This window comes from Rhizobacter sp. SG703, from assembly GCF_012275445.1.
Classification (GTDB): Bacteria; Pseudomonadota; Gammaproteobacteria; order Burkholderiales; family Burkholderiaceae_C; genus Rhizobacter.
In genome coordinates this window covers 606,172-624,524 of record NZ_JAAZQK010000001.1, presented here as the reverse complement: position 1 = coordinate 624,524, position 18,353 = coordinate 606,172, and the positions used below count along the sequence as shown (strand labels likewise).

The following is an 18,353-nucleotide window of genomic DNA, read 5'->3' as shown; positions in this document are numbered from 1 at the left end:
GTGTCACTGCGTGCGGTGCGCGGCGATGTGGGCGGCCAGGCTGCGCAGCGACGAGAAGATGCGCAGGTTGTCCTCGTCGCCCGAGCGCAGCTGGAAGCCGTAGCGCTTTGACACGACGAGCGCCAGTTCGAGGATGTCGATCGAATCGAGCCCGAGGCCTTCGCCGTACAGCGGCGCATCGGGATCGATGGCGTCCGGGGCGATCTCCAGGTTGAGGGACTCGACGAGGAGCGTGCCGACTTCCGGCAACAGAGAGATGTCAGCTGAACTCATGCGGTCTCAGGCTACTTGCACGATGTCGTACGGTGGGATCCGCACAATCAAAGTGCGCGATTTTAGCGGAGCCCGGGTTGCGGCATCCGTCACAGGCCGTACCATCGCCCGACCCTGGCCACCGCCCCGCCGCCCATGCCTGACCGTGTTCCTCCCGCACGTTCCTCGCCCGAACCGGCCGACGGCGTGGTGCACCTGCCGCACAGTGCACTGACCGATTACTACCCCGACGGCGACAGGCAGGCCCGCGAGCGCTTCATCCGCTCGGCCTTCGACGACACCGCCGGGGACTACAACCGCCTCGAACGCATCCTCGGCCTGGGCACCGGCTCGTGGTACCGGCGCCAGGCGCTGCTGCGTGCGGGGCTCGCGCCCGGCATGCAGGTGCTCGACCTCGGGATGGGCACCGGCCTGGTGTCGCAGGAGATCCTGCACGTGACGAACGAGCCGCAGCGGCTGGTCGGCGTCGACCCGAGCCCGGGGATGATGGCGCAGGCCCACCTGCCGGGCGAGGTGCGCTGCCTGGTCGGCCGGGCCGAGGCGCTGCCGGTGCCCGATGCCAGCATCGACTTCCTGGTGATGGGCTATGCGCTGCGTCACATCGAGGACTTTTCGGTGGCCTGCGCCGAGTTCCGCCGCGTGCTGAAGCCGGGCGGCCGGCTGCTGATCCTCGAGATCACGAAGCCGGCCGGGCGCATCGCCACCGTGCTGCTGAAGCTCTACATGCGGGGCGCGCTGCCGCTGCTGGCGCGCTTCGTCTCGAAGGCCGAGGGCACGCCGCGGCTGTGGCGCTACTACTGGGACACCATCGCCGCCTGCGTGGCGCCAGCCGAGGTGCTGGCGACGCTGCGCGCGGCCGGCCTGCACGATGCGAGCAGGTACGTCGAACTTGGCATCTTTTCGGAATACGGAGCCCGCGGCTGATGAACCTGCCATCGCATCAACTGACCATGACGGTGCTGATGACGCCCGACATGGCGAACTTCACCGGCAACGTGCACGGCGGCAGCATCCTGAAGCTGCTCGACCAGGTGGCCTATGCCTGCGCGAGCCGCTATGCGGGGCGCTACGTGGTGACGCTGTCGGTCGACCAGGTCACGTTCCGGCAGCCGATCCACGTCGGCGAGCTGGTGACCTTCCTGGCGTCGGTCAACCACACCGGCAACACCTCGATGGAGATCGGCATCAAGGTCGTCACCGAGAACATCCGCACGCAGACGGTGCGGCATGCCAACAGCTGCTTCTTCACGATGGTCGCGATGGACGACGAGCGCCAGCCGGCCACCGTGCCGAAGCTGGTGCCGGTGACGCCCGACGAGATCCGCCGCAGCAAGGCGGCCCAGGTGCGGCGGCAGCTGCGCCAGGAGTTCGAGCAGCGCGCGACGTCGATGAAGCCTTGACGGCGTCGGATGATGCGGGCACAACTGCGGTCCTCATCAACGACATCGGGGGAGAGCGATGAACCTGACGAAGCGGGCTGCGGCCGAATTGATCGGAACCTTCTGGCTGGTGCTGGGCGGGTGCGGGAGCGCGGTGCTGGCCGCCGCGTTCCCGAACGTCGGCATCGGCCTGCTGGGGGTGTCGCTCGCGTTCGGGCTGACGGTGCTGACGATGGCCTTCGCGATCGGCCACATCTCGGGCTGCCACCTGAACCCGGCGGTGTCGATCGGCCTGGTGGCCGGCGGGCGCTTCAAGGCGTCGGAGCTGCCGGCCTACATCGCCGCGCAGGTGATCGGTGGCCTGCTGGGTGCCGCGGTGCTGTACCTGATCGCCAGCGGCAAGGCCGGCTTCAGCCTGGCCGGCGGGCTGGCGTCGAACGGTTTCGGTGAGCACTCGCCGGGCGGCTATTCGGTGATGGCCGCCTTCGTCTGCGAGGTCGTGATGACCGGCATGTTCCTGGTGATCATCATGGGCGCGACCGACAAGCGCGCGCCGGCCGGCTTCGCACCGATCGCGATCGGCCTGGCGCTCACGCTGATCCACCTGATCAGCATCCCGGTCACCAACACCTCGGTGAACCCGGCGCGCAGCACCGGGCCGGCGCTGATCGTCGGCGACTGGGCGCTGGCGCAGCTGTGGCTGTTCTGGGTCGCGCCGATCGGGGGCGCGGTGATCGGCGGCGTGCTGTACCGCTGGCTGGCCGGGGCCGACGACAAGGGTTGAGGCGACAAGGGCCGACATCGTTCTTTACACGCGGGCGGCCAACCCGTGGCCGGGCTTCGGCGTTGCTCCAGGGCGGCGCCGCGTCCGGCGCCCGGAGATGTCGATGAATCCGAAGCTTGCGCTGACGCGGCTCGCGTTGCTGACCCTGGTGGGCAGCACCTTGTCCGGCTGCATCGTCTACCCCCGGCCGTACCACGAGCGGCCCTACGGCCCGCCGCCCGGGCCTCCGCCCGGTGCGGTCGTCGTCGTGCCGCAGGCACCGCCGCCGCGCTATTCGTACAACGACAACGGCCGCGGCCAGGTCACCAGCATCGAGGTGCTGCGCCAGCAGGAGCGCCCGACCGGCGGCGGCGCGGTGCTCGGCGGCATCGTCGGCGCCGCGGTGATCGGCGCGGTGATGGGCGGGCGCGGCGCCGGCGTGGTGGCCGGGGCGGTCGGCGGCGCGATCGTCGGCAACGAGATCGAACGCAACCAGGCGCCGGCCTACGACGTGTTCCGGATCTCGGTGCGGCTGGACAGCGGCGTGTGGCGGCAGTTCATCGTCTCGCAGCCGAACGGCCTGCGCGTGGGCGACGCGGTGCGCGTCGAAGGCCCCCGGATCTTCCCCGGCTGATCTACAATCCCGGCTCCCACGAGCAGCAAGGACCGAGGAAGGCAGCATGGTTATGACACCGCGAACTACGCCGGATTTCACGAAGGTTTAGTCGGCCGCGGCGCATCACGTCTTTACTCGTCATCTCTCTCGAAGCGCGGCTCACCCCGCGCTTTTTTGTTTTCAGGAGCTCCTTTCATGATTTCAGTCCAGTTGCCCGACGGTTCCAGGCGCGAGTTCCCCGGACCGGTCACGGTGGCCGAGGTGGCGGCATCCATCGGCACCGGGCTGGCGAAGGCGGCGCTCGCCGGGCGGGTCGGGCAGGGCGATGCGGCGCGCGTCGTCGACACCAGCTACCGCATCGAAGCCGACACGGCGCTGGCGATCATCACCGACAAGGACCCCGCCGGGCTGGACGTCATCCGCCACTCCACCGCCCACCTGCTGGCTTATGCGGTCAAGGAGCTGTTCCCGGATGCCCAGGTCACGATCGGCCCGGTGATCGAGAACGGCTTCTTCTACGACTTCTCGTACAAGCGCCCGTTCACGCCGGAAGACCTGGTGGCGATCGAAGCCAAGATGACCGAGCTCGCAAAGAAGGACGAGCGCGTCGAGCGCCGCGTGCTGCCGCGCGGCGAGGCGGTGGCGTACTTCAAGAGCCTGGGCGAGGACTACAAGGCCGAGATCATCGCCAGCATCCCGTCCGATGAAGACGTCTCGCTGTACCGCGAAGGCCGGTTCGAAGACCTGTGCCGCGGCCCGCACGTGCCGAGCACCGGCCGGCTGAAGCACTTCAAGCTGATGAAGGTGGCCGGCGCCTACTGGCGCGGGGACCACCGCAACGAGATGCTGCAGCGCATCTACGGCACCGCCTGGGCCACCAAGGACGAACTGCAGCAGTACCTGCACATGCTCGAAGAGGCCGAGAAGCGCGACCACCGCAAGATCGGCCGCGAACTCGACCTGTTCCACCTCGACGAGCACGCGCCCGGGCTGGTGTTCTGGCATGCCAAGGGCTGGTCGGTGTGGCAGCAGGTCGAGCAGTACATGCGCGCCGTCTACCGCGACAACGGCTACCAGGAAGTGAAGGGTCCGCAGATCCTCGACCAGGGGCTGTGGGAGAAGACCGGCCACTGGGGCAACTACCGCGACAACATGTTCGTGACCGAATCGGAGAAGCGCGACTACGCGCTGAAGCCGATGAACTGCCCGGGCCACGTGCTGATCTTCAACTCGCAGATGCGCAGCTACAAGGACCTGCCGATCCGCTACGGCGAGTTCGGCCAGTGCCACCGCAACGAGCCGTCGGGCGCGCTGCACGGGATCATGCGGGTGCGCGGCTTCACGCAGGACGACGGCCACATCTTCTGCACCGAAGACCAGATCCTCGAGGAGTGCGTCGCCTACACGGCGCTGCTGCAGCAGGTCTACAAGGATTTCGGCTTCACCGACATCATCTACAAGGTCGCGACCCGGCCGGAACACCGCGTCGGCTCCGATGCGTTCTGGGACAAGGCCGAATTCGCGGTGATGGAGAGCCTGCGCCGCTCCGGCTGCGAGTTCATCATCTCCCCGGGCGACGGCGCGTTCTACGGCCCGAAGATCGAGTACACGCTGAAGGACGCGCTCGGCCGGCAGTGGCAGTGCGGCACGATGCAGGTCGACTACAACACCGCCGAGCGCCTGGGCGGCGAATACGTCACCGACACCAGCGGCCGTGCGCACCCGGTGATGCTGCACCGCGCGATCATCGGCAGCTTCGAGCGTTTCATCGGCATGCTGATCGAACACCACGCCGGCGCGCTGCCGGTCTGGCTGGCGCCGGTGCAGGTCGTGGTGGCCAGCATCACCGAAGCGCATGCCGACTACGCCCGGGAAGTCGCGAAAACACTTCAAAAACAAGGAGTTAGGGCGGAGAGTGATTTGCGCAATGAAAAGATCACGTATAAAATCCGCGAGCATTCCTTGCAAAAGGTCCCGTTCATCCTTGTCGTTGGCGAGAAGGAGAAGGCAATCGGGGCCGTTGCGGTGCGTGCCCGCGGCAACCAGGATCTCGGCGTGATGCCCTTGGACGACTTCGCAAAGAAGCTCGCCAGCGACATCGCCAACCGGGCCTGAAGTACGGTAAGTCCTGTCCGCCGGCGTTCATCGACATTCCAAAGTTTGGGCTCCGCTGCCTCGGGGTCCGGTGAAAGGTAAGAACCATCGCTACTTTTGCTGACCGTCGCACTCCCAATGTGGAGCGCAAGCACCGCCTCAATCGCGAAATCATGGCGCCAGAGGTGCGGCTCAACGGTGTGGAGAACGAACCGCTCGGGATCGTCAACATTCAGGAGGCCCTCCGCATGGCGGGCGAACTGGACGTCGATCTGGTCGAAATCGCTGCCCAGGCCGATCCGCCGGTCTGCCGGCTGATGGACTACGGCAAGTTCAAGTACCAAGAGCAGAAACGGGCAGCGGAAGCGAAGTCCAAGCAAAAGGTCATCGAGATCAAGGAAGTCAAGTTCCGTCCGGGCACGGACGAAGGCGACTACCAGATCAAGATGCGCAACCTGCGCCGCTTCATCGAGGAAGACGGCGACAAGGGCAAGGTCACGCTGCGCTACCGAGGCCGCGAGATCACCCACCAGGACATCGGCATGCGCCTGCTGGAGCGCATTCGCGACGAACTGGCCGATGTGGCCGTCGTCGAGAACATGCCGAAGCTCGAAGGGCGCCAGATGATCATGGTGCTCGGTCCGAAGAAGCGTTGAAGAGTTCAGCGCGCCGGTCTGGTCACCGGCGCGTTGCAAGAAGCCCCTCCAGGCCAACAAGACCGCAAGTTCTTTGCGGGCGCCTGGTGGAGCAACGAAAAAGGAGCAGTCATGCCCAAAATGAAGACCAAGAAGAGCGCTGCGAAGCGTTTCCGCGTTCGTCCGGGTGGCACCGTCAAGCGGGGCCAGGCGTTCAAGCGCCACATCCTCACGAAGAAGTCCACGAAGAACAAGCGCCACCTGCGTGGCTCTGTCGGCGTGCACGAGACCAACATGGGTCACATGGCTCAGATGCTGCCCTTCGCCGGGCTGTGATCTGCAGCGATTGATTCCACGGTCTCAGAAATACTTCTAGAAGGAGAAATCCATGCCTCGCGTCAAACGTGGTGTAACAGCCCGCGCTCGTCACAAGAAAATTCTCGCACTCGCCAAGGGTTACCGCGGCCGTCGCAAGAATGTGTTCCGCATCGCCAAGGAAGCGGTCATGCGCGCTGGGCAATATGCCTATCGCGATCGTCGCACCAAGAAGCGTGTGTTCCGCCAGCTCTGGATTGCGCGTATCAACGCAGCAGCCCGTGGCCTGGGCATCACCTACAGCAAGTTCATGAACGGCATGAAGAAGGCGTCGATCGAGATCGACCGCAAGGTTCTTGCCGACATGGCAGTCAACGATCCTGCCGCTTTCGGCAGCATCGTGGAGAAGGTGAAGGCCCAGCTCGCTTGATGTCGTGATCGCGCCGGTTTGCGCACACCCTGTGCATCCGGTGCCACGCAAGTCCCCGAAGGCTGTTCGCAGCTGTCGGGGCAAGCTCTCCAAGGCCGACCTCGTGTGCGGCCTTTTTTGTTTCTTGAACCGACCATCCACCCTCAACCGATGAACGACCTCGATCAACTGGTGCAGGCCGCGCACGCCGATTTCGCGCAGGCGACTGCACCCGCCGACCTCGAGAACGCGAAGGCGCGCTATCTCGGCAAGGCCGGGCGCGTGACCGAGCTGCTGAAATCGCTGGCCGGGCTCGCGGGCGACGAGAAGAAGTCGCGCGGTGCCGAGATCAACGCTGCGAAGCAGGCCATCGAGGCCGCGCTGAATGCGCGCCGCCAGGCCCTGGCCGATGCCGAGTTGCAGGCGCAGCTGAAGGCTGAATCTCTGGACGTGAGCCTGCCCGGTCGCAAGCGCGGCGTCGGCAGCGTGCACCCGATCGCGCGCACGATGGAGCGCATCGAGGCGATCTTCGGTTCGATGGGTTTCGACGTGGCCGACGGCCCCGAGATCGAGACCGACTGGTACAGCTTCACTGCGCTGAACAACCCAGAGAACCATCCGGCGCGTTCGATGCAGGACACCTTCTACGTCGACATCAAGGACGACGAGGGCCACTGGCTGAACCTGCGTCCGCACACCTCGCCGATGCAGGTGCGCCACGCCCGCGCGCATGCCGCGAAATACGCCGGCCAGCCGCACATGCCCGACATCCGCGTGATCGCGCCGGGCCGCACTTTCCGCGTCGACAGCGACGCGACGCACTCGCCGATGTTCCACCAGGTCGAAGGCCTGTGGATCGGCGAGAACGTCAGTTTCAAGGACCTGAAGGCGATGTACCTGGATTTCATCCAGGCCTTCTTCGAGACCAGCGAGCTCGCGCTGCGCTTCCGCCCGAGCTACTTCCCGTTCACCGAGCCGAGCGCCGAGATCGACATCATGTTCGAGAGCGGGCCGCTGAAGGGTCGCTGGCTCGAGGTCTCCGGCTCCGGCCAGGTGCACCCGCAGGTGGTGCGCAACATGGGGCTCGACCCGGAGCGCCATGTCGGCTTCGCGTTCGGCTCGGGCATCGACCGCCTCGCGATGCTGCGCTACGGCGTCAACGACCTGCGCCTGTTCTTCGACGGCGACCTGCGTTTCCTCAGCCAGTTCAAGTAACCAGCGGAAGACCCATCAATGCAATTCCCCGAGTCGTGGTTGCGTGAGTTCTGCAATCCGCCCCTTGATACCGCCGCGCTGGCCGAGCTGCTGACGATGTCCGGCATGGAGGTCGAAGAGCTGCGCCCAATGGCGCCGCCCTTCAGCCGCGTGGTCGTCGGGCGCGTCGTGTCGCTGGCGCGCCATCCGAATGCCGACCGGCTGAACGTCTGCCAGGTCGACGTCGGCAGCGGCACGCTGCTGAACATCGTCTGCGGCGCGCCCAACGTGGCCGCCGGGCTGAAGGTGCCGTGCGCGCTGGTAGGGGCGGTACTCCCTCCGGGCGAAGATGGGAAGCCCTTCGAGATCAAGCTCGGCCAGCTGCGCGGTGTCGAGAGCCAGGGCATGCTGTGCTCGGCGCGCGAGCTGAAGCTGTCCGAAGACCAGGGCGGGCTGCTGATCCTGGCCGACGACGCTCCGGTGGGCGAGGACATCCGCACGCACCTGTCGCTCGACGACACCTTGTTCACGCTGAAGCTGACGCCGAACCTCGGCCACTGCCTGAGCGTGCTCGGCGTCGCGCGCGAGGTCTCCGCGCTGACCGGCACGCCGTTGAAGGTGCCGACCTTCGCGCCGGTGCCGGTGAAGCATCGCGACGTGCTGCCGGTCAAGGTCGAGGCGCCCGACCTGTGCGGCCGCTTCTCGGGCCGCATCGTGCGCAACGTCGACACCGCCGCGAAGACGCCGGCCTGGATGGTCGACCGCCTGGCCCGCTGCGGCCAGCGCTCGGTGACCGCGCTGGTCGACATCTCGAACTACGTGATGTTCGAGCTCGGCCGGCCTTCGCACATCTTCGACCTCGACAAGATCCACCACGGCCTCACGGTTCGCTGGGGCCGCCCGGGCGAGCAGCTGAAGCTGCTGAACGGCAACACGATCGAGGTCGATGCGTCGGTCGGCGTGATCGCCGACGCCGAGGCCGTCGAGTCGCTGGCCGGCATCATGGGCGGCGATGCGACCTCGGTGTCCGACGCCACGCGCAACGTCTACGTCGAGGCCGCGTTCTGGTGGCCCGAGGCGGTGGCGGGCCGTTCGCGCCGTTTCAACTTCACGACCGATGCGGGGCATCGCTTCGAGCGCGGCGTCGATCCGGCGCAGACGGTCGAGCACATCGAGCGCATCACGCAGCTGATCCTCGACATCTGCGGCGGCGAGGCCGGCCCGATGGACGACCAGATCACCCGGCTGCCGGCGCGCACGCCGGTCACGCTGCGCGTCGCACGGGCCGCGAAGGTGATCGGCATGCCGATCACGCAGGCGCAGTGCGTCGGCGTGATGGAGCGCCTGGGCCTGCCGTTCACGCAGGCCGAGGGCACGATCACGGTGACGCCGCCGAGCTGGCGCTTCGACCTGTTGATCGAGGAAGACCTGATCGAGGAAGTGATCCGCGTGCTCGGCTACCCGACGCTGCCGTCGACGCCGCCGCGCGCGGCGATCACCGCCAGCGTGCGCAGCGAATCGAAGCGCGGGCCGCATGCGGTGCGCCATCTGCTGGCCGGCCTGGACTACCAGGAGACCATCAACTTCAGCTTCGTCGAGGAGCGCTGGGAGCATGAGCTCGCCGGCAATGCCGATCCGATCCGCGTGCTGAACCCGATCGCGAGCCCGCTGTCGGTGATGCGCTCCAGCCTGATCGGCGGCCTGGTCAACGTGCTGCGCTTCAACCTGGCGCGCAAGACCTCGCGCGTGCGGGTGTTCGAATTCGGCCGCGTGTTCCGCCGCGATGCGACGGTCGCCAACGGCGCGTTCAGCGTCGCGGGCATCGCGCAGCCGCTGCGGGTCGCGGGCCTCGCGTACGGCGGTGTCGATGCGCTGCAATGGGCCGCCAAGGAGCGGCCGGTCGACTTCTTCGACGTGAAGGGCGACATCGAGTCGCTGCTCGCGCCGCTGGCGGTCCGCTTCGTCGCCGACGAGCATCCGGCGCTGCACCCGGGGCGCTCGGCGCGCATCGAGGTCGACGGCGCGGCCCTCGGTTTCGTCGGCGAGTTGCACCCGAAGTGGCGCCAGTCGTACGAGCTGCCGCAGGCGCCGGTGGTGTTCGAGCTCGATGCACCGGCCCTGCTGCAGCGCCTGCTGCCGCAGTTCCAGCCGATCCCGAAGCAGCAATCGGCCTGGCGCGACATCGCCGTCATCGCCGGCGAGCAGGTCACGCACGAAGCGCTGATCAGCACGATCACCGGCGTCGACCCGGGCCTGATCCGCTCGGCGCGCCTGTTCGACATCTACAAGCCGGCCACGCCGTCCGCCGACATGGCCGCCGGCGAGCGCAGCCTGGCGATCCGGCTCGAACTGCTGGACGACACCGCGACGTTGACCGACGAGCGCATCGAAGCCGGTGTGCACCGGGTGCTGGACAGCCTGAAGGCCCGCCTCGGCGTGCGCCTTCGCGGCTGAGCGGAGGCCGCGATGGACGATCACAACGACGACAAATCCCCGCCGCGCGTGCTGCTGCCGACGCTCGAGACGCCGACGCTGACCAAGGCCGAGCTGGCCGAGTTGCTGTTCGAGCGGCTGGGCCTGAACAAGCGCGAATCGAAGGACATGGTCGAGGCCTTCTTCGACATCATCCACGGCACGCTGGTGAAGGGCGAGGACGTGAAGCTGTCGGGATTCGGTAATTTCAACATCCGGCGCAAGGCGCCGCGGCCCGGGCGCAATCCCCGGACCGGGGAATCGATACCGATCAAGGCGAGGAATGTTGTAACGTTTCACGCAAGTCACAAACTGAAGGGAGTTGTGCAGGGCGACATACCGGCGGGTGACGACTTCGAGTAAAGTCTTAGCTTTCTCTCTCGAACTCCTTGATTTCAATGGAGAAAGCGCTTCCCGCCATCCCTGCCAAACGCTACTTCACCATTGGTGAGGTGAGTGATTTGTGCGGCGTGAAGCCGTACGTGCTGCGCTATTGGGAACAGGAGTTCACGCAGCTGAAGCCGATGAAGCGCCGGGGCAACCGGCGCTACTACCAGCACCACGAGGTGCTGCTGATCCGGCGCATCCGCGAACTGCTGTACGAGCAGGGGTTCACGATCAGCGGAGCCCGCAACCGGCTCACCGAGCTGGTCCACTCGCGGGCGTCGTCGTCTTCGCTGGCACCGGCCGGAGCGCCGGACAGCCAGGATGCGGAGCTCGACGGTGAACTGGATGCCGAACTCGATGCGGCCGGTCCCGACTCTGAATTGCCGCTGGCTGCCGAGCCCGAAGACGCGCCCATTCCGCAACCGGTCGTGATCGTCGACGAGGTGTCGATGACGCAGATGCGCGAAGAGCTGATCTCGATCCGCCATCTGCTCGTCGCATGACGGGAACCACCAGATTTCCACGCTATACTGCGCGGCTTACGTCGGGGTGTAGCGCAGCCTGGTAGCGCACTTGCATGGGGTGCAAGGGGTCGCGAGTTCGAATCCCGCCACCCCGACCAAAGAAGAACAGCGAAGCCCGGTACCGAAAGGTGCCGGGCTTTTTGCTTTCAGGCCGCCCGATGCCTCATTGGCTGGCGGCCGAAGCCGCCGGTGCGGGGACCACCGCAGGAGACACTGCTGCCGAGGCCTCCGTGGCCGGCGCGGGCGCGCTCGCCGCCATCGTGGTCGGCGCCCCGTGCTGCTGCATTGCGTCGGCGGTGCTCGCGGCCATGCTGGCCGGCAGCAACGGCACGATCAGCAGCGCGACGATGTTGATGATCTTGATCAGCGGGTTCACCGCCGGGCCGGCCGTGTCCTTGTAGGGGTCGCCGACGGTGTCGCCGGTCACGGCCGCCTTGTGCGCATCGGAGCCCTTGCCGCCGTGGTGGCCGTCCTCGATGTACTTCTTCGCGTTGTCCCAGGCGCCGCCGCCGGTGCACATCGAGATCGCGACGAACAGGCCGGTCACGATGGTGCCCATCAGCAGGCCGCCGAGCGCGGCCGGGCCGAGCAGCATGCCGACCGCGATCGGCACGATCACCGGCAGCAGGCTCGGCACGATCATTTCCTTGATCGCGGCGGTGGTCAGCATGTCGACCGCGCGGCCGTACTCCGGCTTGCCGCTGCCGTCCATGATGCCCTTGATGTCGCGGAACTGGCGGCGCACTTCCTCGACCACCGCGCCGGCCGCCCGGCCCACCGCCTCCATCGCCATCGCGCCGAACAGGTACGGGATCAGCCCGCCGATGAACAGCCCGACGATCACGCGCGGCTCCGACAGGTCGAAGCTGACCGTCATGCCACGTGCCGTCAGCGCGTGCGTGTAGTCGGCGAACAGCACCAGCGCGGCCAGGCCGGCCGAGCCGATCGCATAGCCCTTCGTGACGGCCTTGGTCGTGTTGCCGACGGCGTCGAGCGGATCGGTGATGTCGCGCACGCTGTCGGGCAGCCCGGCCATCTCGGCGATGCCGCCGGCGTTGTCGGTGATCGGCCCGTAGGCGTCGAGCGCGACGACGATGCCGGCCATGCTGAGCATCGAGGTCGCGGCGATCGCGATGCCGTACAGCCCCGCCAGCGCATACGACACCAGGATCGCGATGCAGACGAAGACCACCGGCCAGGCCGTCGAACGCATCGACACGCCCAGCCCGGCGATGATGTTGGTGCCGTGCCCGGTGGTCGACGCCTGCGCGACGTGCTGCACCGGCTTGTAGTCGGTGCCGGTGTAGTACTCGGTGATCCACACCATCGCGGCCGTCAGGACCAGGCCGACGACGCAGGCGCCGAACAGTCGCATCTGCGTGCCCGCGCCGAGCGCGTCGTCCGGCATCGCGTACTTCGTGATGAAGAAGAAGCCGACCAGCGAGATCAGGCCGGCGACGATCAGGCCCTTGTACAGCGCCGGCATCACGTTCTTCATGCCGGGCGTCGCCTTCACGACGCTGCAGCCGATGATCGACGCGATGATCGAGAAGCCGCCGAGAACCAGCGGGTAGATCACCGCCTGCATCGGCGCCTGCGCGACCATCAGCGCGCCGAGCGCCATCGTCGCGATCAGCGTGACGGCATAGGTCTCGAACAGGTCGGCCGCCATGCCGGCGCAGTCGCCGACGTTGTCGCCCACGTTGTCGGCGATCACCGCCGGGTTGCGCGGATCGTCTTCGGGGATGCCGGCCTCGACCTTGCCGACCAGGTCGGCGCCGACGTCGGCGCCCTTCGTGAAGATGCCGCCGCCCAGCCGCGCGAAGATCGAGATCAGCGACGCGCCGAACGCGAAGCCGAGCAACGGCTTCAGCACCGCCGACAGGTTCTCGGGCGCGGCCGTGCCGTTGCCGGTGATGAACAGGAAGAAGATCGTGACGCCCAGCAGGCCCAGGCCCACCACCAGCATGCCGGTGATCGCGCCGCCCTTGAAGGCGACGTCCAGGGCCGGTGCCATGCCCTGCGTGGCCGCCTGCGCGGTGCGCACGTTGGCCTTCACCGACACGTTCATGCCGATGAAGCCGCAGGCGCCCGACAGCACCGCGCCGAGCACGAAGCCGATCGCGGTGGTGATCGGAAGGAAGACGGCGATCAGGATCGCCAGCACCACGCCCACGATGGCGATGGTCTTGTATTGGCGGGCCAGGTAGGCGGCAGCGCCTTGCTGGATCGCCGCCGCGATCTCCTGCATGCGGGGGTTGCCCGCGTCGCGGCTCAGGATCCAGCTTCGTTGCACGAAGCCATACACCACTGCGGCGACACCGCAGGCCAGCGCAAAGTACAGCGCCAAGTTCGTGGACATCAGGTCTCCTTCCTCGTTCGTTCGTTGATGATCGGAATCGAGAGTCGTGCCCGACTGCACAGGGCCGCGTGAGGCCGCCGGGCCGCCCCAAGGGCAAACACCGGAGTGCGCAGCACGAAGGCTTCAGTGAGCCCTGACGGGTCTGCGGCGCATGCTACGGGATGACCCGCCTTGAAGGCAACGAAACCCGTCATGGTGTTTTCCAGCGGACCGCGCCGTCAGCTGCGCGAAAGGCGGGAGCGGGGCGCGCGGCTAAAATCCGGGTTATCCCTCGCGAGATCCCTGCTTCATTCAAGAGAACTTCATGAGCCTGCACAAAGTCCCCCCCGGCGCCAAGGCGCCCGAGCAGTTCAACGTGATCATCGAGATCCCGATGAACGCCGACCCGATCAAGTACGAGGTCGACAAGGAAAGCGGCGCGCTGTTCGTCGACCGCTTCATGACGACCGCGATGCACTACCCCTGCAACTACGGCTATGTGCCGCAGACGCTGTCCGACGACGGAGACCCGGTCGACGTGCTCGTCATCACCCCGTTCCCGCTGTCGCCCGGCGTGGTCGTCACCTGCCGCCCGATCGGCGTGCTGAAGATGGAAGACGAAGCCGGCGGCGACAGCAAGCTGCTCGCGGTGCCGATCGACAAGGTGCTGCCGATCTACACCCACTGGCAGAAGCCCGAAGACATCAACCAGATGCGCCTGAAGGCGATCCAGCATTTCTTCGAGCACTACAAGGACCTCGAGGCCGGCAAGTGGGTCAAGGTGACCGGCTGGGAAGGCCCGGAATCGGCCAAGGCCGAAATCAGCAACGGCCTCGCCGCGTACCAGAAGGCTGGCGCCGCGAAGGCCTGAGCCACACGCCGTCACGAACGGACATGAAGAACCAGGGGAGCCGCGTGCTCCCCTTTTGCATGGCCTCGGACCTCGCGGAACCTCCGTGGAAGAGGGCGCTCTACACTGCGCCCTTCGCTTCCATGAGCCGCCCATGCTGAATCGTTTCCTGCCTGCCGTTCTCGTCGTCGCCGGCGCCCTGCTGGTGCAGCCCGCCTCCGCGCAGGCCCTGCCGGCCGGCATCTCGAAGGTCCAGGTCGTCGAAGGCATCACCGAGTACCGCCTGCCCAACGGCCTGCAACTGCTGCTGATTCCCGACGATTCGAAGCCGACCACCACGGTCAACATGACCTACCACGTCGGCTCGCGCATGGAGAACTACGGCGAGACCGGCATGGCCCACCTGCTGGAACACCTGCTGTTCAAGGGCACGCCGAAGCACCGCACCGTGTGGTCCGAGTTCACCAAGCGCGGGCTGGCCGCGAACGGCAGCACCTGGTTCGACCGCACCAACTACTTCGCGAGCTTCTCGGCCAACGAGGACAACCTGAAGTGGTACCTCGAGTGGCAGGCCGATGCGATGGTCAACAGCTTCATCGCGCGGCGCGACCTCGACACCGAGATGACGGTCGTGCGCAACGAGATGGAGATGGGCGAGAACAGCCCCGACCGCATCCTGCTGCAGAAGACCGTCGCGACGATGTACGAGTGGCACAACTACGGCAAGGACACCATCGGCGCGCGGGCCGACGTCGAGAACGTCGACATCCCTCGCCTGCAGGCCTTCTACCGCCAGTACTACCAGCCCGACAACGCGACGCTGATCGTCTCGGGCAAGTTCGAGCCGGCCAAGGTGCTGCGCTGGGTCGGCGACGCATTCGGCAAGATCCGCAAGCCCACGCGCAAGCTGCCGGTGCAGTACACGCTGGACCCGGCGCAGGACGGCGAACGCAGCGTGACGCTGCGGCGCTCGGGCGGCACGCCGCAGATCTTCGCGGCCTACCACGTGCCGCCGGCGGCGCACCCGGACTATCCCGCCGTCGAGGTGCTCGACCTGGTGATGGGCGACACGCCGTCGGGCCGCCTGCACAAGCGCCTGACCGAGAAACAGCTGGCCGCCAGCACCTTCGGCTTCGCGCAGGCGCTGGCCGAACCGGGCTTCACGCTGTTCGGCGCGCAGCTGGCACCGGGCCAGGCGGTCGAGCCGGCGCGCGACGCGCTGCTGGCCACCGTCGAGTCGACCGCCGCCGAGCCGATCACCGACGAGGAATTCAAGCGCGCGCAGGGCAAGTGGCTGAAGGCCTGGGAACAGGCGTTCACGAACCCCGAGACGGTGGGCGTGTCGCTCAGCGAATCGGTGGCCCAGGGCGACTGGCGCCTGTTCTTCCTGCTGCGCGACCGCGTGCGCGACCTGAAGCTCGCCGATCTGCAGCGCGTGGCCGACCAGCGCTTCATCGCGTCGAACCGCACGCTCGGCACCTACCTGCCGACCGACAAGCCACAGCGCGCGCCCGCGCCGGCCAAGGTCGACGTGGCGACCGAGATCAAGAGCTTCAGGCCGCAGCAGGCCCTGGCCACCGCCGAGGCCTTCGACAGCTCGCCGGCCAACATCGACCAGCGCACGCAGCGCTTCCAGGTCGGCGGCATCAAGGCGGCGCTGCTGCCCAAGGCTTCGCGCGGCGGCACCGTGCATGCGACGCTGACGCTGCACTTCGGCACCGACAAGAGCCTGGCCGGCCTGAACGACGTGCCGGACATGACCGCCGCGCTGCTCGACAAGGGCACCGCGACGCTGACCCGCCAGCAGGTGCAGGACCGGCTCGACGCGCTGAAGACCGAGATGGGCGTCAGCGGCGGGCCGGGGCGCGTCACGGTCGGCCTGCTGTCGCGCCGCGAGACGCTGCCGCAGGCGATCGCACTGGTCGCCGACCTGCTGCGCAACGCCAGCCTGCCGGCCGATGCGCTCGACGAGCTGAAGCGCCAGACGCTCGCCGCCATCGAGCAGCAGCGCAAGGAGCCCGAGAGCGTGCTCGACAACGCGCTCGGCCGCATCGGCAACCCGTACCCACGCGGCGACGTGCGCTACGTGCGCAGCTTCGACGAGATGGTGGCGGACGTCGGCGGCCTGAAGCGCGGGCAGCTGCAGGCCTTCCACCAGCGCTTCTACAGCGCGGCACACGGCGAGTTCGGTGCGGCCGGCGACATGGACGTGCCGGCCGTCAAGGCGGCGCTGCAGGCCGCGTTCGGCGACTGGCAGAACAGCGAACCGTATGCGCGCATCGCCGAGCCGCTGGTGCCGATCCCGCCCCAGCGCGTCGTGCTGCCGACGCCCGACAAGCAGAACGCGACGATGCTGGTGCGCCTGGGCGTGCCGCTGCAGGACAGCGACGCCGACTACCCGGCGCTGATGATGGCCAACTACCTGCTCGGCTCGGGCGGCAACTCGCGCCTGTGGAAGCGCATCCGCGAGGCCGACGGCCTGTCGTACGACGTGCGCAGCCGCATCAGCTGGAACAACCAGGAGCCGCATTCCGAATGGCAGGCGAGCGCGATCTTCGCGCCGCAGAACCAGCCGAAGGTCGAGGCCGCCTTCAAGGAGGAAGTGGCGCGCGCGCTGAAGGACGGCTTCACCGCGCAGGAACTGGCCGAAGGCCAGCGCGGGCTGCTGGCCTTCCGCCGCCTGTCGCGGGCGCAGGACGCCAACCTGGGCGGCGCACTGGCCAGCAACGAGGAACTCGGCCGGACGTTTGCCGTTTCGGCTCGTGTCGACGACGCGTTGTCGAAGCTGACGCTGGAGCAGGTGAACGCCGCGCTGCGCGCCTACGTGAAGCCGGACGCCTTCGTCAGCGGCTTCGCGGGCGACTTCAAGCCCTGATCAGTCGGCTGCGCTGCCGGCTGATGCGGCGGGCGCCTGCTTGAACGGCAGGCGCTCGTTCAATTCGTCGATGTAGCCCTCGACCGCCGAGCCTTCGCGCGCGAGGAAGTCGCCGACCGCCTCGGCGAACTGCGGGTGCGCCAGCCAGTGGGCCGACCAGGTCTGCACCGGCAGCAGGCCGCGCGCCATCTTGTGCTCGCCCTGCGCGCCGCCTTCGAAGCGCCGCAAGCCGTGCGCGATGCACCACGCAAGCGGCTGGTAGTAGCAGGCCTCGAAGTGCAGGCAGGAGATGTGCTCGGTCGCGCCCCAGTAGCGGCCATAGGCCACGCCGCGCGCGGCATCGACGCCGATCAGCGACACCGCGATGCGCTCGCCGTCTTTCCAGGCGACGAACAGCACCCAGTTCTCGGGCATCGTGCGGGCCATGCGGGCGAAGAAGTCGCGCGTCAGGTAGGGCGTGGAGTGGTGCGCGCGGTAGGTGCGGACGTAGCAGCGGTAGAAGAAGTCCCACATCGCCTCGTCGATCCCGGCGCCGGCATGGGTCGTGAAGCTGACACCGGCCTCGGCGACGCGGCGGCGCTCCTGCTGGATCTTCTTGCGCTTCTCGCGCTGCAGGCTGGCGAGGAAATCGGTGAAGTCGGCGTACGGCTGCGGTTCGCGGTTGACCCAGTGGAACTGCACGGTGCTGCGCATCATCCAGCCGGTGTCGCGCGCCGCCTGCTGGTCGCGTTCGTCGAGGAACAGCACGTGGGCCGACGACAGCGACGCGTCGTGCGCGATGCGCATCATCGCGGACAGCAGCGCGCGCCGCGAGCCGTCGTCGCGCGCCATCAGCCGCGGGCCGGGTACCGGCGTGAACGGCACCGCGCTGAGCAGCTTCGGGTAGTAGCGCAGGCCATGGCGCTGGTAGGCGTCGGCCCAGGCCCAGTCGAAGACGTACTCGCCGTACGAATGGTCCTTCAGGTACAGCGGGCAAGCGGCGGCGAGCGTGCGCTGGTCCCCGTCGCCGTCTTCGATCAGCAGGAACTGCGGCATCCAGCCGGTCTCGGCCACCGCGCTCGCCGACGCGTGCAGTGCCGCGAGGTACTCATGCCGCATGAACGGCGCCGCCGACGGCTGCGCATCGAGCAGCGCGTTCCACTGCGCGGCGTCGATCTCGCCGGGGTCGGCGGCGACCCGGATGACATAATCTTTCGAGCTCTTTTTCGCAGGCATATCGCGGGTCT

Annotated in this window: 17 protein-coding genes and 1 tRNA gene; 15 read left to right on the top strand and 3 right to left on the bottom strand. The window is 67.4% G+C overall.

Annotated elements, in window-relative coordinates; all coding sequences use genetic code 11:
- Nucleotides 1-3 precede the first annotated feature (3 nt).
- On the bottom strand, nt 4-273 hold the full coding sequence (locus tag FHT26_RS02700; RefSeq protein WP_168558610.1) for a phosphopantetheine-binding protein: 270 nt from the start codon (nt 271-273) through the stop codon (nt 4-6).
- Between the two features lie 135 nt (nt 274-408).
- Here FHT26_RS02700 and FHT26_RS02695 point away from each other — a divergent pair, with 135 nt between their 5' ends.
- From FHT26_RS02695 to FHT26_RS02635, 13 genes are all read left to right on the top strand, one after another.
- Entirely contained in the window at nt 409-1,197 is a 789-nt protein-coding gene (locus FHT26_RS02695; protein ID WP_168558609.1) for a class I SAM-dependent methyltransferase, read from the top strand.
- Nucleotides 1,197-1,673, top strand: coding sequence for an acyl-CoA thioesterase (locus FHT26_RS02690; protein WP_056808397.1), 477 nt, complete (start codon nt 1,197-1,199; stop codon nt 1,671-1,673). The genes FHT26_RS02695 and FHT26_RS02690 overlap by 1 nt, the downstream gene beginning before the upstream one ends.
- A 58-nt stretch (nt 1,674-1,731) precedes the next feature.
- Nucleotides 1,732-2,436: an aquaporin Z gene (gene aqpZ, locus FHT26_RS02685; protein WP_168558608.1), complete on the top strand. Its 705-nt coding sequence runs from the start codon at nt 1,732-1,734 to the stop codon at nt 2,434-2,436.
- Nucleotides 2,437-2,539: 103 nt separating this feature from the next.
- Nucleotides 2,540-3,049 (top strand): hypothetical protein, encoded by a 510-nt coding sequence (locus FHT26_RS02680; RefSeq protein ID WP_168558607.1) that lies wholly within the window; start codon nt 2,540-2,542, stop codon nt 3,047-3,049.
- A gap of 177 nt (nt 3,050-3,226) precedes the next feature.
- Nucleotides 3,227-5,146: a threonine--tRNA ligase gene (thrS, locus tag FHT26_RS02675; RefSeq protein WP_168558606.1), complete on the top strand. Its 1,920-nt coding sequence runs from the start codon at nt 3,227-3,229 to the stop codon at nt 5,144-5,146.
- Nucleotides 5,147-5,265: 119 nt separating this feature from the next.
- Nucleotides 5,266-5,781: a translation initiation factor IF-3 gene (gene infC, locus FHT26_RS02670; protein ID WP_255358641.1), complete on the top strand. Its 516-nt coding sequence runs from the start codon at nt 5,266-5,268 to the stop codon at nt 5,779-5,781.
- Nucleotides 5,782-5,892: 111 nt separating this feature from the next.
- Nucleotides 5,893-6,096, top strand: a complete 204-nt coding sequence (gene rpmI, locus FHT26_RS02665; protein WP_056808404.1) for a 50S ribosomal protein L35 — start codon at nt 5,893-5,895, stop codon at nt 6,094-6,096.
- A 52-nt stretch (nt 6,097-6,148) separates the two neighbouring features.
- Nucleotides 6,149-6,505 (top strand): 50S ribosomal protein L20, encoded by a 357-nt coding sequence (gene rplT, locus FHT26_RS02660; RefSeq protein WP_047511792.1) that lies wholly within the window; start codon nt 6,149-6,151, stop codon nt 6,503-6,505.
- A 150-nt stretch (nt 6,506-6,655) separates the two neighbouring features.
- Nucleotides 6,656-7,699, top strand: coding sequence for a phenylalanine--tRNA ligase subunit alpha (gene pheS, locus FHT26_RS02655; protein WP_168558605.1), 1,044 nt, complete (start codon nt 6,656-6,658; stop codon nt 7,697-7,699).
- 18 nt (nt 7,700-7,717) lie between these two features.
- Nucleotides 7,718-10,132 carry a phenylalanine--tRNA ligase subunit beta gene (gene pheT, locus FHT26_RS02650; protein ID WP_168558604.1) on the top strand — a complete coding sequence of 805 codons (2,415 nt, stop codon included), beginning with the start codon at nt 7,718-7,720 and terminating at the stop codon, nt 10,130-10,132.
- 12 nt (nt 10,133-10,144) lie between these two features.
- Nucleotides 10,145-10,513, top strand: coding sequence for an integration host factor subunit alpha (locus FHT26_RS02645; protein ID WP_056808411.1), 369 nt, complete (start codon nt 10,145-10,147; stop codon nt 10,511-10,513).
- A gap of 35 nt (nt 10,514-10,548) precedes the next feature.
- Nucleotides 10,549-11,040, top strand: coding sequence for a MerR family transcriptional regulator (locus FHT26_RS02640; RefSeq protein WP_168558603.1), 492 nt, complete (start codon nt 10,549-10,551; stop codon nt 11,038-11,040).
- Nucleotides 11,041-11,082: 42 nt separating this feature from the next.
- Nucleotides 11,083-11,159, top strand: a tRNA-Pro gene (locus FHT26_RS02635).
- A gap of 65 nt (nt 11,160-11,224) precedes the next feature.
- On the opposite strand, the gene FHT26_RS02630 is transcribed toward FHT26_RS02635, so the two are convergent.
- Nucleotides 11,225-13,423 (bottom strand): sodium-translocating pyrophosphatase, encoded by a 2,199-nt coding sequence (locus FHT26_RS02630; protein ID WP_168558602.1) that lies wholly within the window; start codon nt 13,421-13,423, stop codon nt 11,225-11,227.
- 304 nt (nt 13,424-13,727) lie between these two features.
- Between FHT26_RS02630 and ppa the strand changes: the two genes are divergently transcribed.
- Together ppa and FHT26_RS02620 are read left to right on the top strand one after the other, a co-directional pair.
- Nucleotides 13,728-14,273 carry an inorganic diphosphatase gene (gene ppa, locus FHT26_RS02625; protein WP_168558601.1) on the top strand — a complete coding sequence of 182 codons (546 nt, stop codon included), beginning with the start codon at nt 13,728-13,730 and terminating at the stop codon, nt 14,271-14,273.
- A gap of 133 nt (nt 14,274-14,406) precedes the next feature.
- On the top strand, nt 14,407-17,127 hold the full coding sequence (locus FHT26_RS02620; protein ID WP_168558600.1) for a M16 family metallopeptidase: 2,721 nt from the start codon (nt 14,407-14,409) through the stop codon (nt 17,125-17,127).
- On the opposite strand, the gene FHT26_RS02615 is transcribed toward FHT26_RS02620, so the two are convergent.
- Nucleotides 17,128-18,342, bottom strand: coding sequence for a GNAT family N-acetyltransferase (locus tag FHT26_RS02615; RefSeq protein ID WP_168558599.1), 1,215 nt, complete (start codon nt 18,340-18,342; stop codon nt 17,128-17,130).
- Between the last annotated feature and the right edge of the window lie 11 nt (nt 18,343-18,353).

Coding starts and splice junctions, on each gene's coding strand:
- FHT26_RS02645 (WP_056808411.1), top strand. CDS start 10,145: ATGGACGATCACAACGACGACAAATCCCCGCCGCGCGTGCTGCTGCCG.
- FHT26_RS02630 (WP_168558602.1), bottom strand. CDS start 13,423: ATGTCCACGAACTTGGCGCTGTACTTTGCGCTGGCCTGCGGTGTCGCC.
- rplT (WP_047511792.1), top strand. CDS start 6,149: ATGCCTCGCGTCAAACGTGGTGTAACAGCCCGCGCTCGTCACAAGAAA.
- pheS (WP_168558605.1), top strand. CDS start 6,656: ATGAACGACCTCGATCAACTGGTGCAGGCCGCGCACGCCGATTTCGCG.
- FHT26_RS02695 (WP_168558609.1), top strand. CDS start 409: ATGCCTGACCGTGTTCCTCCCGCACGTTCCTCGCCCGAACCGGCCGAC.
- thrS (WP_168558606.1), top strand. CDS start 3,227: ATGATTTCAGTCCAGTTGCCCGACGGTTCCAGGCGCGAGTTCCCCGGA.
- pheT (WP_168558604.1), top strand. CDS start 7,718: ATGCAATTCCCCGAGTCGTGGTTGCGTGAGTTCTGCAATCCGCCCCTT.
- FHT26_RS02680 (WP_168558607.1), top strand. CDS start 2,540: ATGAATCCGAAGCTTGCGCTGACGCGGCTCGCGTTGCTGACCCTGGTG.
- ppa (WP_168558601.1), top strand. CDS start 13,728: ATGAGCCTGCACAAAGTCCCCCCCGGCGCCAAGGCGCCCGAGCAGTTC.
- rpmI (WP_056808404.1), top strand. CDS start 5,893: ATGCCCAAAATGAAGACCAAGAAGAGCGCTGCGAAGCGTTTCCGCGTT.
- FHT26_RS02690 (WP_056808397.1), top strand. CDS start 1,197: ATGAACCTGCCATCGCATCAACTGACCATGACGGTGCTGATGACGCCC.
- aqpZ (WP_168558608.1), top strand. CDS start 1,732: ATGAACCTGACGAAGCGGGCTGCGGCCGAATTGATCGGAACCTTCTGG.
- FHT26_RS02620 (WP_168558600.1), top strand. CDS start 14,407: ATGCTGAATCGTTTCCTGCCTGCCGTTCTCGTCGTCGCCGGCGCCCTG.
- FHT26_RS02640 (WP_168558603.1), top strand. CDS start 10,549: ATGGAGAAAGCGCTTCCCGCCATCCCTGCCAAACGCTACTTCACCATT.
- FHT26_RS02615 (WP_168558599.1), bottom strand. CDS start 18,342: ATGCCTGCGAAAAAGAGCTCGAAAGATTATGTCATCCGGGTCGCCGCC.
- FHT26_RS02700 (WP_168558610.1), bottom strand. CDS start 273: ATGAGTTCAGCTGACATCTCTCTGTTGCCGGAAGTCGGCACGCTCCTC.